This window comes from Segatella bryantii (assembly GCF_022024215.1).
Classification (GTDB): Bacteria; Bacteroidota; Bacteroidia; order Bacteroidales; family Bacteroidaceae; genus Prevotella; species Prevotella bryantii.
Genome location: NZ_CP091797.1, coordinates 591,618 through 605,999 on the forward strand (window position 1 = coordinate 591,618; position 14,382 = coordinate 605,999).

Genomic DNA, 14,382 nt, shown 5'->3' on the forward strand with positions numbered 1-14,382 from the left:
CTTACACCACACGGAGAAAATACGTGAGTTTGCAGGGATGCACAAAATGACGGCTCAACCGATGATACAGAAACACCAGATTGTGCGATTTTTCGGGTTCTAAATACGGCAGGATGTCGTCTCGTAGACTCAACAGAAAATTGCGGTGAAAATATTTCGTATACAGACCGTCTTTATCGTTGATAAACTGCACCAGTATTTTGCCCTGACAGGATACGAGCTTGATATGCTGCCGGAAGTCTCGCCGATAATTGTCGCATATCAGTTGGTGTCTTCTGGGTTCAGCCATACTGAGCAGTTCTGCTAGCAATGGGTCATCGGTTATAGGCTTCGAGGCGCTGCCTGTGGCACACTCAGCAGGATAACGCTCTGCTGCAGCCGTCTCTCCCAGCATCGGTCTGAGCATCCCTTCGATTTCATGCATCTTGCGCAATGCTTCTTCTATCATTCTGCTATTTTTCATTTCCAAAGCCATTGTAATACACCAGCAGCAAATAAGCGAACCATAAGGCGGTTCATGTCTACTAAATTCAAAACAACATTTTTTGCTCTTATTGCAATATTTCTAAATAATATTTCTATCACTTGGTTATATATATATAATATTTTAAATATTTCTCAATCCCCGTTCAGCCCAGTGTTTATCGGGCTTGAGCGCATGTGTAACGGATCGACTTGGTAAGGGTAGCGGATCGGTTTGGTTAAGCAAAAACCTTCTAACGGATCGACTTGGTAAGTCCTAGCGTATCGACTTGGTAACATTTTTGAGGGCTAACGGATCGACTTGGTAAGATTTAAATATCATGGCCAAAAATGTTTCTGAAGGCTGAGCGAAGATACGCATAGGGATTAAAACTGACACCACGCAAACTGCAGTCTGCCTGTTTGCGCAATGCATTGTTGATGGCATGCATCACCTGTGACTCTTTCTCGAACGACATACTTTGGGTATATCTGGCAGCAGCTTTTTCGGTAAAATTTAACAGCGTGATCAGTCTGGTGCTGACTCGTTTTCGGCTGATGTTGTTTAATAAGGCATCGTGCTCTTCTTCGACTGGTGTTTTCCGAAAAATCAGGAAAAACTTCACCGATGATACCCTACGTCTTTTGGTTGCTTTATCCTTGATGGTTTTCAGTTTATACGAACAGCTGCAACGCGAAATATGATGCTTAAGCAGTTCATCAAGCTCAGTGACAGCTCGATCAACGGTCGACATTCGAGCATACTTCAAGTCATTCGTTGATTTACCCGGACAGAGGATATGCATCAGCTGCAGATAGGTGCAATGGCAGTAGCCTGCAGCCACCCAACAGGAAAGGAAGATATATAAATGCATGGCATGCAAACTTTTCATGTGGAGTAGTGCTGATGTATCGATACTGTGGAGACCATATTCACACCGGAGCAGATAAAACAGTATTGCTCTACTAAACTGAAAGGTAACGGTGTGATTATCAGCATGATCTACCACGTGCGCAAAACAGGGAAACTTGATGTAATCAACCTTCTTGGTGTTCGGATTGCTCAAGGGCATCGCTATTGGTACTTCGCTCAATTCGCGCGCACAGTTCTCTACTCTGCAGTAATGGGCGGCCACAAATTGTAGTTCATGATACGTCAAACTGACCGCATACGTGTCGCCTTCTTTCATCCGACTGATTGCTGCAAGATCGGACGAGTATAGGCCCGTCTTATGATAGTTCATCGAAGCCAGAAACAGATCGTGCAACTTATCCAGCGCCTTCACTGCCATAATGATACTGTACTTAGACCAATTCGCCATTGCAAAACCCATAACACCGGGTATTACATCCATACAGTTTTCTGTTTTTTCTACTTTCATATTTCTTTACGTTTAAAATTTATTTTTTTATTTTTGAGTGATCCAATTATTGACGTTCATCGCCGGGTTATGATCAACCGGACAGCCTGAGGCAGATAGCTTTTGCCAATCAGGGAATACGACACCCCAAAAGGTAACATGCCCTGCTGATGGTAACCGTTAATCGTCGCAGAGGCTTTTTCGAGCAGATCATGATTAAAGTCATGGAAATTATCATATTTGCCATACACCGCCATGTGATGAATTAATTCCTGTGGCGACATATTGATGACCATCTCATCGTCCTCCATAAGACAGTTGTCGGCAACAAAACAGTCGTCAGACTGAATCGTGCTCTCCCGATGCGACCAATACCGGCGCAACACGCACCAGAGTCCACACGAGGCATAATTGCCAAGTAGCTGGAACTCATGGCGTGGTACATAAAAATAACCTGGATGATGATTGATCATGCGCATAAGCATCTCTTTCGTGATACCCAGTTTTACCATCTTAAACCTATCCTGTCGGGGTACATTCAACTGCACGTTAAACATCACGTGTGGCCTGCTGTCACGATCCAGATAACCCGACGAGTCGGCAAAATAAACAGGCGTTATAGAGATATGCTGTAACTTATCACGCAACTGCTTCAGATGAGACCGATTGTATAAAACGTACTGTGGGAAAGAAAAAAACTCCATGGAGTTTTCATTCTGATCCGCCCAATCGATATCACCCGTCTTTTCGTTAATATATTTCGCCAGGAGTTGCTTAATAGACCGATACACCCGATCAATAATCTGAAACTCGGAATAATCGAAACGCGATACAAGATGATACGCATCCGGGGTTATTAAAATGAGGTCTTCTATAGAATACTCGCTCCGCCTTTTTGCCATGCAGACATTTATCTTTATCGAAATTAGATTATACGTTAAGGCGGACTAAAACTGTGCATAACTCCAAATCAGTTACAACCGACAGGACACACAGTATAGTCAACCCATGAATAAGACGTGCACCATTCATAGAAGGTGCACATCTCTTGTCGTTCACTATCAAGTGTCAGAACAGTTGCAACTGATTTCTACTCCACAAGATGTAGGTGAGTTATGCTTCGTATACTTCAACTAGCAGCTCATCTTGTTGTGACTACACAAAGTTAAGAATAACACAAAACATGTGCAAAATTATTTCCAGTTTTTTTTCATGCAAAATCGGGCTGACCAAGCTGACAAGGGTGCTTTTCGAAGGGATACTCACAATTCATAGCATTATTGCTTTCATGCTGTAAATCAGAGGAATACGAGCATAAAAAGAAGTTATGGTTGAAGGAAAATCGCTCGCTTTTCAGGGTAAAAAAACAAAATGAGGTACTACTTGCGAGTCAAGCGCATAAGCGGTCAAATCGGCTATTCATCAAGCAGAAAACACGTTTTGGCGATTTTTTTAGCAAAAAAGATAAGGATTTCTGATTTTATTTATACTTTTGTAGGTACAATGCTATTTTTTGTACAAACCCTAATAATAGAATGCCTGATATGGCCAAGTATATACGACCTACAATGCTGGGGGCGATAGCGCTTCTGCCAACTACTGTTTGGGCGCAACACACGAATACGTCGGAGGATTCTACAAAACTGAAAAGTCAAAGGTTACAGGAAGTGATTGTTACTTCTCATTCTGCACGACAACGTGTGGAAACTATACAGATCGGTTCTGAATTTCTTAACCTCCAGGAACTTTCGAAGACTCCTGCCCTCTTTGGTCAGAACGATATAATGCGTTCTATCCAACTTTTGCCGGGGGTCAAATCTGAAAATGAAGGATCCAGTAGTTTTCAGGTCCGGGGTGGTACGTCTGCTCAAAACAGTATCGTGTATGATGATGCGCCTGTTTACAATGTGGGTCATCTAGCCGGGCTCTTTTCTGCTTTTAATGATGACGCACTGGCTACTGCTACGCTCTATAAGGGACTGATTCCTGCTCAGTATGGTGGTGCCACAGCTGGCTATCTGGATATCAATAGTCGATCGGGCAACCCGTCGGCATGTCATGGACAGGCTTCCATCGGACTGCTTTCTGCTAAAGGTACCTTTGAAGCACCTCTTTCTGATCGGGGTAGTTTTCTCGTTACAGCCCGGAGATCCTATCTCGATCTCTTTCTCAAACAGATCAACGCCTTCAAGGATAATACACTCTATTTCTATGATGTAAATGCGAAGGCTACCTGGCGATGGAATACACATAACCAGCTATTCTGGTCGTTTTTCGCCAGTAACGATAAAATCGGACTTCAGGATAAGCTCAATCTGAAATGGTCGAATATCGCTACCACGTTGTCTTGGCTGCATCATTTTCAGAAGGAGGGCAATACCTCGAAGACGTCGCTTATCTATTCCAACTATTCCACCACCGACGGTGTGGAGGTATTGGGCTTGGATATTTCATTCTCCGGCTTTATCCGACAGTATGGTATCCGACAGAATTTCCGTTATGCCTTAGGCAGACATCAGTTGGATATGGGACTGCAGTCGATGGTTCTTGATGTCAAATCGGCTGAATGGCGTAATGTCAACAAGCACGAACGCGAAGAGCGTAAAGCGTGGGAAAACAGTTTTTGGATCAACGATACCTACCAGCTCCATCCGAAAGTTACGGCTTCTTTAGGCTTCCGACTGGGAACATTCTCTAACTTAGGTGGCCCACATTATTACGAAATCGATGAAGACGGTAATATCGTCTGGATGTATAAGACGCGCAAGAATCGCATCGTGAATACACAGGTTACATGCGAGCCACGTGCCAGTCTCGTATTTATGCCTACTCATCTGTGGAGTATCAAGGCGGGCTATACACGGAGTGCCCAGAATATTCATGCGCTACGTAATCAGAATACCTCTACCCCCTTCGACCGCTATACCATAAGCAGTAATCTGGTAAAACCACAGGTAGCCGATCAGGTGAGTCTGGGTATCTTTGCGATGACCCCGCAACAGACCTACGATTTCTCACTGGAGGGTTATTTTCGCCACGTGAATCATGTACTCGACTATCGTGACGGTATCTCATTCAGTTCGCAGATAGAAATAGAGCGGCTCGTTCTTGCTGGTGAAGGCAAAGGGTATGGTCTCGAGATGTGTGCCCGCAAGAATACCGGCAAACTTACCGGATGGCTTTCCTATACGCTGTCTTGGTCGAAGACTCGTATCGACGGTATCAATGGCGGGCGATGGTATGATGCCAACAATGACCGGAGGCACGATATTGATATCGTAGGGATATACAGGCTCAACCCGCACTGGACTCTCCATGCGGTGTGGGTGTATAATTCCGGACAAGCCTTCACGGCACCAAGTGGCAAATATGAGTTGATCGATAATTATATCTATTACTATGCAGAACGTAACAGCTATCGTGCTCCTGCCAACCATCGTATGGATGTGAGTGCCACATGGTCCCGACCGATACATCATGGTAAGTGGACGCGCGAGTGGATATTTAGCATCTATAATCTCTATAACCGCTATAATCCTTATCTTATTCGTTTTGAGGATAGTGCAGACGGGGCACGCACCAAGGCTACTCAGTATAGTCTGTTTGGCATTGTACCTTCTGTGGCCTTTACTATTAAGTTTTAACCGCTCCTATGTGAGCTCTTTTTTAAGTCATGATGATGATGAAAATCCAGACTTGTTGCATACTATTTTTCGCACTGCTGACCCTAACGGGTTGTGAGAAAACGCTTGATATCGATTACCACGATACCGACCCTATTGTGGTCATCGAGGGTGGTATCAATGATGAGAACACCCGGGTTCGCGTAACGACAACCCGCGATGTCACCGAACAGGCTAACCGCATCGTATCCGATGCTACGGTAGTACTCACCTCAGACATCTTCCCTCCGGATACCTTACGCTATAAGGGCAATGGGTATTACGAAGGCGATCAAATCGGTTTTTATGGCGAAAAATACGGGCTTGATGTCACTGTAGACGGTACAACCTATCAGTCGACATCAGTCATGCAACAACCGCCAACGATAACTAAGTATGAAATGGTATGGCAGAAAATACTCACCGAAAAAATGCTTTATATCGCTGTAACGCTACAGGATATACCTAATGAGCCCAACTATTATTTCATACACATCTATCGCAACGGAATAGGTTACCGATGGTCGGTAGTAAGAGACGACAAAAATCCTGGAGGTGAGCTCCGTCAACTGTTTAACTGCATGACGAAGCGACAAATGGAAGAGAATACAGATGATGACGTACTTCACGATGGTGACCAGCTTCATATCGAAGTCCGTTCAATCGATAAGAATGTGTACAATTATCTGTATTCTCTTCAGATTATGGATAATACAACTACAAATCCTATAGCCAACTTTACCAATGGGGCTTTAGGCTATTTCTCTGCCTATAGTAGTGTGACCTATGATACGACCGTGAAAATAGCCGATGCCACCGAGGAGTAACTCTTTATTTGACAATCTTCTTGCCATTGATAATGTAAATTCCCTTAGGAAGACTCTCCCATGAATTTGGCATTCTACGACCCATGAGGTCATAGATAGGCTGACGGCGGAAGTCTAGCGAGTCACTTTCAATAGTACGGATACCCGAGGCTGCAGCTGGTATGACAAAGGTAACCGGCTCGCTCCATAGGCTATACAGATTATCTGCACCAAAAGCACGTACACGGAATGAGTAGTTCCAGTGAGCATTCAGTCCACCGATAACCGTATTGGCATCTGTGATATCGTCTACGTACATGACAGGAGTCTTATTCTCATCACCACTAAAATAGCCCTTCGGATAAAGTTCTGGGAATTTGAGAATCTCATCGAGCGTGGTCTTGGTGTTATAAAGAATGATCTCACTCAATAAAGCTCGATTCTTACCACGTATCGTTACATAATAATCTGATTTTACATTCTCAAAATTAACGATATTTGTAACATGATTGGTGGTATCCGTCAAGTTCTGAAGCACTTTCACCTGTGTTCCATAGTCATCGGTCAACTCTATCGTTATTTCGTTCTCAGCCGTGTTATACTGATAAGCCATAATCGACAGGGTCACGTTACCATTTTCCGGTTTATCGATGAGCGGTGTCTCTAACTCACCTGCTTCAGACTCGGTTCCGATAGCCAAATAACCATTTTCTGCTTTGTAAACATGCTTACCATCCCATCCAAAATCTATCATATAATTTTGGAGTTCAGAAGCAAGGTCAGTATTCTTAGGGGCATCTTCGAAATAAGAGAAATCATCATACAGTTCGAATTCTGGTGGAAATTCGAAATTAGGATCGGTTCCCTGATACTGTACACGATATTTTTCAGCCCCTGATACTGGCGACCAGCTTAGAGCTACAGTAGAGTCTTTTGCTGTCGCTTCTGCCTTCAGGTCAGCAGGTACATCGATGACATCCTGTTTGAGGAAAACAAAACGGATCAAGCCATCTGTTTCCTTGATACAACTAATCGGCTTAGACATGAAGTATTTGCCTTGCGAATTAGGAGTGTAAAGGGTGGCAGCAGGAGTCGATTCGTCTGTAAGCTCTGTTGCATTGCCATTGACACCATCCCACAAGTCTGTAGACGCAGTAGATGCCGAAATCGTATTATCAGCTGGTATGAATGTGATATGCTGAAAACTTGTAGTGTTTACTCTATTTTTCTCCCATACATCTTTATCATAGGTGACGTGCATGATAAGCATACCATGACTTGGAGTAGCTTTCTCCCATCGATTGTCCTTTTGATGATTGGCAAGCAGGTAATATTCGTCGCGGTTGGCATCATTATATATGATATATGCTACTGGCTCGTTGGCTAATGCCGGCATAGATGACACGATTTGAGGAGATGTCAGTTCGATAGGAGTAAGCCAACCACCTATCATACGTTCATAAGCGGTGTAAGGAGCTGGTTCGAAACCTGCTGAACGGTCTCCTTCGGCCATGATTGACCAGGTACCCATACCATAAAAATGCTGTCCATTGGTATCATACATATCAGGATAACCCAGACAGTGTGAAAATTCATGGCAAGCAGTACCTATGCCTTCCAGTCTTTTATTTTCGTCGGTTACGAATCGCGGACTACCGTAAATCTCATTACTGCAAGCATACGTATTAACGATGACGCCGTCAAGGGTAAGTGTCTCACCACATGCACTCCACAAATCCCATTCGTGTGGCCATATCGTGTTAGGGTCTGAGCCTGAATAAGCCTCACCCATACCCGCATAGACTAAATAAACCTGGTCTACAGTTCCATCGCCATTCCAGTCATAGTCTTTGAAATTAACTTGATCATCGACCTGTAGACACGCTTCTTTGACCATGCGATAAACTGCAGTGTCATAGCCTAATGCATCATTTCCACCATAGTAAGCCATGTCGTGAGAAACGGTTACTGGGCCTACGACATCAAATGTGACATTGAATTGCCCATAACTCTGATCACGAAAATATTCATGTACAGAACCGATATTTTTATCGTACGGATTATTTTCATCATTGAATATCTGCTGGTAGGTCTGTAACGGCTGGTCTATTGAGAAGGCCAGATCGGCAAAGTTGACCAAGATAACTAATCCTTTATGATTCACAACAGGCACATTACCTTTAGCACGAACTTCACGGTTGGCATTGGCAAATTTCTTCAACCTCGCTAATCTGTTTTGATTTCGTTCAGATAGCCTTTGCAGTCTTGCCTTTTGTAATTCGGAAGCAGACAGAGGGCTACGTTCCCAGAATCCCTGTGCATTCAGTACCATCGGAGTACCATCAGCGGTAGCGTAATAATGGCCGTTTTCGTCACCTACGAGGTGCAGGGTGACCAAAGATCCATCAGCGAGTTTGCCGCTGAATGGTGTAGGGTCAGCATGATTAGCTGAAGCTATCTGGACCATGATACACATGATGAAGAGTAATAGTTTTCTCATAATAGCAAAGTTTTAATGTGAATATAATTGTTTCAACGTTTTTCAACTGCCGGTTTGATGACGACTATATTGTGCAAATATAAAGAATAATTTCTAAAAATGCAAGTTTTTTGTTAAATAAAAGAAATTCTCGTAAAGTATCTTGGACAAAAAAAAATTCTCGCAAAGAACGCAAAGACGCAAAGATATTAAGAATATAAAGCCTATCAAAAAGAGATACTCTTAAACTCTTTGCATCCCCCAAAAAACTTTGCGTCTTTGCGTTCTTTGCGAGATATTTGATACTCTTAAACTCTTTGCATCCACAAAAAACTTTGCGTCTTTGCGTTCTTTGCGTGAGATTTAATACTCTCAAACTCTTCGCACTCTAAAAAAAACTTGGCGTCTTAGCGCTCTTTGCGAGAGATTTAGTACATCAGCAACCCTGTAACTTGCTTATTCAACATAGAATTTTGTGGCAAAATGCCACAAAAATAACCTTGAATAACATTAAAATGACAAAAACAAGCAATATTTCCCAAAATTATTGTAATTTTGTAACCGATTTCATAGAATACTAATCTTTTTATTACTCAATTCTCCTGTCGGGCCCGCACTTTCTTTATACACATATGGATAGTAGTCACCCAACAAAGAAAAATAAAAGACCATGAATGAATACTACTTCTACGGATTAGCAGCACTGATGTACCTGACCACCTGCTGGACATTTTCAGCAGTACGATGGTTCCACACCTGTGGCGCTCCCAAAGAACGCCACCAATATATCTGGCCAGACCGCAAACTACAGTGTCTTGTCTACCTATGCCCCACCATCCTTCTACCATACATCATCAATCCGACTAGTCCGTCGGCATGGATGCTGGAAAAATCATACTTCCCAGCCTGTTACTATTTCTACTGTGGCATGCTGCTACTCTGTTTCTTCGGCTCGGTAAAACAATGGAACCAGTGGAAAACCGTAAGTTGGGCAGCAACGCTGATCGTTGTCGCCACCATGCTCGTACCCGCCCTCGATGCCTGGCTTCCCTCAGGAATTCTCAATGCCCAAGGGTTGCGCATCTGGAACTACGTGATACTCATTGAGAGCATCATCATGATGGTCTATTCCGGGCTTGCCATGTGGCAAGTGAAACACTGGATGGACGAGGCCCGCGACCAGAACTATTCCAACCCCGATGACTTCCCTGCAGACTATGCCCATCGTGTCTGGCTCGCCCCCATACTCTTCACGCCACTGCTTTGGCCCGCCTACATTTGGGACTCGCCATTGATGATGGCCATTGATAACGTGCTCCTGGCAGCATCCAACATCCTATTGCTGCTCAACGTCATGCCTGCTTGGCGACGCAAAGTTATTCTCTCATCTTCGGAAGCCGACATCACCGAATGCCACGAAGAACCGACTGATGATAACAAGAATGAACAGATAGAACAAACCGCTATGGAGATAGAGGCATACGTCAAAGACCAGCGTGCCTATCTTGACTGTCACCTGAAGATCGATGATGTCGTGGCTCACACGCATCTAGGCCGCACCTTTGTCTCACTTACCTTCCGGCGCCGTTTCAGTTCTTTTGCCAACTATGTGAACAGTCTCCGACTGGCTCACTACGAGCAATACCAGTCTCAACACCCTGAAGAAACCAAGGAATCTGCCGCCCTTGCATCGGGCTTTTCGTCATACACGGCTTACTATCGCGCTAAGAAAAAACTTGAAGACGAAGGATTAAGTCCAAATACATAAAAAGGCAACTATATACTTTTTGACCCCAATGGTCGAAACGTATAATTTTCTTGCTTTCTACACCCACTTGCCAATGGGCTTTATTTATCTTTAAACTTCGACAAGGTTCTGCTTGTCGAAGGCAATGTTCTTCATGTTAACCGCAGCATTAACATCCCTATCAAGTTTCTCACCGCTTTTGTTTATAAATATCAAACGCAAAAAAAGGTACCCATTTTTGACTACATTTCTCAATTATTGGGGGCTAATTCTATATAGTTGTCCAAAAAAATGATACAAATGATAAAGTTTTTGGACTAAATGAGCCTTTTACCAAAATCTTACATAGTTTCTAATACGTTTTGTACAATTTGTAATGTATCTTGCATTCAAATGTAATGAACTTACGCACCATTTGTAATGCGTATGTACAATTTGACATGCCAAAATTCGCTAAGCCTTTGTAACTTTGTAAACAAATTTGAGAGCGAAAGCTGTATATCGGTGATTGACGTACACTCCATAGTACTCAAATTGCACCGTCCTTGCAGCTGTAATCATTAGAAAAAATATATGATAAAACTTTTATCACTCACTCCCATGGAATACATCCTCATCGGACTTGTCGTTTTGGGCACGTTCCTCTTTTTCCGTGCCTGCTGGCACAACATCCAAAAAGGGCGCAGACAACATAAATCTCATAAAAAAAATTCTTTTGAAAAATAATGCATCATCAGAATATTATTCACTTTAACAATTTAAAAATAGTAACTATGACAGAGATTTCTATCCCTATCACGGCCGTTCAGAACGGCGACAAAATGAAGATAAGTAAATATCTTGCGTGCATAGTCCTAGTGTTATTGCTCACGATGACGCAGGCGGTGTGGGCACAGACAACATCAACTATCACCGTGGGCGGCACGGACTACACACTGTTTACGGGCTTCACCGCTACGGACGGAAACGGCAACAACTGGGCTAATCTTGTGGATGGCAATACCTCCACCGATTGGATGGCAGAGAAAACAAGAAATCCCGATCCCGACCCTGACCCCGATGCCCCTCCCGCTCCCACCGGCGACTTTGCGGGTGGCACGGAAGACCCAGCATTTGTGGAGTTCCACGCCGATGCGCCTATCATTCCGAAGGGCTACGTCCTGACCTGCGATGATGAGGACGCTGGATTTTGGAAACCCGTGCAGTGGGCGCTCAAAGCAAGGCTGAACGAGGGCGACGCTTGGACAACCATTCATTCCTCCAATACAACGCTTGGTGCCGGTAAGACTTTCGAGATACCTTGCAGCAACGACGGAAACAACAAGTATCAGTATTTCCGCTTTGAGGTTTACGAAGTCGGTGCAACAACCATAGTGGACTTGGACGAATTGCAGTTCTACGGTTTACTGCCGACTTACACGCATCTTACTGTCAAAGCCGCTACCTGCACAGCGACGGGCATCAAGGTGGATTGCTACCGACGCAACAGCGATGGCAAGTATTTCACCGATGAGACGGGAGCGACCGAACTTGCAGAGTCTGATGTCATTGCCCCGATGATTCCCCACTCAGGCGAACACCACGAGGCTACGGACGTGAACATCGAGTATTGGCAGTGTTCTATGTGCGGCAAGTATTTCAGCGACGAGGGCTACACCACGGAGATAACCGAGGAGCAGACCAAGATTTACCGCACTATCACGATTGACGGCAGCATCAGCAATCTTGTCACAAGCGATTTCAGTCAGGCTCTTGCCGGTGAAACCATCCCGCTTTACGTCAGCGACTTGATCGATGCCTCGACATTGAAAGTAAATAATGGTGCAGTTGAACTGACTGCTATGACCGACATCCAGTACACATTTACGATGCCGGCGGCTGATGTGACCGTGACGGCAGAAGTCGCACAAAGCAATGCTGACGGCGATAATCTGACTGGCTCGATAAGACATACCGTTACCATCCCCCATGGAGCAAGCATCACTCTAAACGACGCTACTATCAGCGGTAGCATAGTCTGCGAGGGTTCGGCAACAATTACCCTTGTCGGCACGAACAGCGTGAGCGGAGCTACTAACACAGCCGGTATTCGGATTGGCGGCTCAGGTACAACGCTTACTATCCGTGGCGACGGTTCACTGACGGCAAACGGCGGTGCTATGTCTGCAGGAATCGGTCTGAGCCGTGCGTGGGATCCTGATGATAACGTCATCGGTGGCGATATTGTCATCGAGGGCGGAAACATCATAGCCAACGGCGGCGGTCAGTGGGGCGCAGGCATCGGCACGGGCGTTATCTATGGTAACGGCAGCGCAAAGACCGCACGAATCGGCAATATCACCATCAAGGGTGGCACTGTAAAGGCAACGGGCGGCACATCAGCAGACGGCATCGGCACAGGCTATACTTATACTCAATGTACGAACGCCATCGGTACGGTGACGATTTACGACGGCATTGACAAGGTTGACGCATCGAGCATCAAGAACAGCGGAAGTATCGTCTATAAGCACGAAGAAAATGACGTGACTGCAAGCACCAGCGACTACTTCACAATCATTGAGAATGGCAACCGCCGCATCATTGTGCAGAAAGTCACTCCAACCATTGCCGATGTTCCCGACCAGACCTACACAGGCAGTGCCATTACTCCAGAGCCGACAGTCATCGCTGGCTCGCTCGACCTCATCCAAGGCACGGATTATGTATATTCCTACACAAATAATACGAATGTCGGCACGGCTAAGGTGAGAGCCACCTTCCAAGGCGACTATGAATCGCTGGGCTATGTGGAAAAGGAGTTCACCATAGCAAAGGCAACACCCGCTGTCACAGCTCCTACTGCTGTCGAAAACCTTATATATAACAGCTCGGCACAGGCGCTTGTGAATGCAGGCTATACAGACTTTGGAACCTTGCTTTACAGCCTTGACGGCCAGAACTATTCTGAAGACATCCCAACAGCGACTGATGCTGGAACTTATACGATATATTATAAGGTGGAGGGCAGCGACAACTGGGATGCGGTGAATGCTGCTACGGTCGAGGTGACCATTGTCAATTATGCTGCATCGTTAGCCGAAAATGCTGACAACACCACCGACATTAACAACATCATTACTAACTATGACAGTAAAGCCGACGTGACGCTCGCTGATCGCACGCTCTATAAGGACGGTAATTGGAACACGCTGTGCCTTCCATTCTCGTTGAGTGCAGCGCAGATTGCTGCCAATGCGGACTTTGCAGGTGCTACGCTGATGACTATGGACGAGACTGAGAAGAACGGCTTCAATGCAGAAGACGGGACGCTGTATCTGTGTTTCAAATCGGCAACGGCAATTGATGCAGGAGTGCCTTATTTGGTAAAATGGGAAAAGGCAACGGACTACGAGGGTAATGAGGCAAACTATGACATCATTAATCCTGTATTCGAAAACGTGACCCTCAGCAACTCAACGGCTCAGACTTTGGCGAGTGAGACCGCAGGGCTGGAGACGATACAGATGGTGGGTACATACTCGCCTGTCAGTGTGACAGCTAATGACAAGAGCATCCTGTTCTTGGGTGACGCAAACACGTTGTACTACTCCAGCACAGACCGTCAGATTCGCTCATGTCGTGCCTATTTCTCTGTGCCTTACATCAATGGACACGCAGCAGCTAAGGCGCGTTCGTTTGTATTGAACTTTGGCGGCAATGAAACGACAGGCATTCTTGAAGTTTCTGAAAATAATGATGTGAAGGATGATATATGGTATTCATTGGACGGTGTGCGCCTGAATGGAAAACCGACACAACGCGGAATGTATATCAATAAAGGTAAAAAAATACTTATCAAGTAAGCAATATGAAAAAAGAATAT

General features: G+C 44.8%; 9 protein-coding genes. 5 read left to right on the top strand and 4 right to left on the bottom strand.

Going from position 1 to position 14,382, the window contains the following annotated elements; all coding sequences use genetic code 11:
• Window position 1 precedes the first annotated feature (1 nt).
• The 3 genes from L6471_RS02360 to L6471_RS02370 all read right to left on the bottom strand — a co-directional run bounded on the left by L6471_RS02360 (window position 2) and on the right by L6471_RS02370 (window position 2,614).
• Window positions 2-448: a hypothetical protein gene (locus L6471_RS02360; protein WP_144263832.1), complete on the bottom strand. Its 447-nt coding sequence runs from the start codon at window positions 446-448 to the stop codon at window positions 2-4.
• A gap of 346 nt (window positions 449-794) precedes the next feature.
• Window positions 795-1,784, bottom strand: a complete 990-nt coding sequence (locus L6471_RS02365; protein ID WP_237796721.1) for a RepB family plasmid replication initiator protein — start codon at window positions 1,782-1,784, stop codon at window positions 795-797.
• A gap of 116 nt (window positions 1,785-1,900) precedes the next feature.
• Window positions 1,901-2,614: a hypothetical protein gene (locus tag L6471_RS02370; protein ID WP_237796722.1), complete on the bottom strand. Its 714-nt coding sequence runs from the start codon at window positions 2,612-2,614 to the stop codon at window positions 1,901-1,903.
• Window positions 2,615-2,831: 217 nt separating this feature from the next.
• On the opposite strand from L6471_RS02370, the gene L6471_RS14105 reads away from it, so the two are divergent.
• The 3 genes from L6471_RS14105 (at window position 2,832) to L6471_RS02380 (ending at window position 6,312) form a co-directional block, all read left to right on the top strand.
• Window positions 2,832-2,960 carry a hypothetical protein gene (locus tag L6471_RS14105; RefSeq protein WP_262498714.1) on the top strand — a complete coding sequence of 43 codons (129 nt, stop codon included), beginning with the start codon at window positions 2,832-2,834 and terminating at the stop codon, window positions 2,958-2,960.
• 407 nt (window positions 2,961-3,367) lie between these two features.
• The gene (locus L6471_RS02375; RefSeq protein ID WP_237796723.1) at window positions 3,368-5,467 is read left to right on the top strand and encodes a TonB-dependent receptor plug domain-containing protein; all 2,100 of its coding nucleotides are present in this window, start codon (window positions 3,368-3,370) and stop codon (window positions 5,465-5,467) included.
• 29 nt (window positions 5,468-5,496) lie between these two features.
• Window positions 5,497-6,312 carry a DUF4249 family protein gene (locus L6471_RS02380; RefSeq protein ID WP_074549696.1) on the top strand — a complete coding sequence of 272 codons (816 nt, stop codon included), beginning with the start codon at window positions 5,497-5,499 and terminating at the stop codon, window positions 6,310-6,312.
• Window positions 6,313-6,316: 4 nt separating this feature from the next.
• Here L6471_RS02380 and L6471_RS02385 read toward each other — a convergent pair whose 3' ends face one another.
• Entirely contained in the window at window positions 6,317-8,791 is a 2,475-nt protein-coding gene (locus tag L6471_RS02385) for a M6 family metalloprotease domain-containing protein (RefSeq protein WP_237796724.1), read from the bottom strand.
• A 649-nt stretch (window positions 8,792-9,440) separates the two neighbouring features.
• On the opposite strand from L6471_RS02385, the gene L6471_RS02390 reads away from it, so the two are divergent.
• Window positions 9,441-10,538, top strand: a complete 1,098-nt coding sequence (locus tag L6471_RS02390) for a helix-turn-helix domain-containing protein (protein ID WP_094448486.1) — start codon at window positions 9,441-9,443, stop codon at window positions 10,536-10,538.
• A gap of 752 nt (window positions 10,539-11,290) precedes the next feature.
• Entirely contained in the window at window positions 11,291-14,362 is a 3,072-nt protein-coding gene (locus tag L6471_RS02395; protein ID WP_237796725.1) for an autotransporter outer membrane beta-barrel domain-containing protein, read from the top strand.
• The last annotated feature ends 20 nt before the right edge of the window (window positions 14,363-14,382 follow it).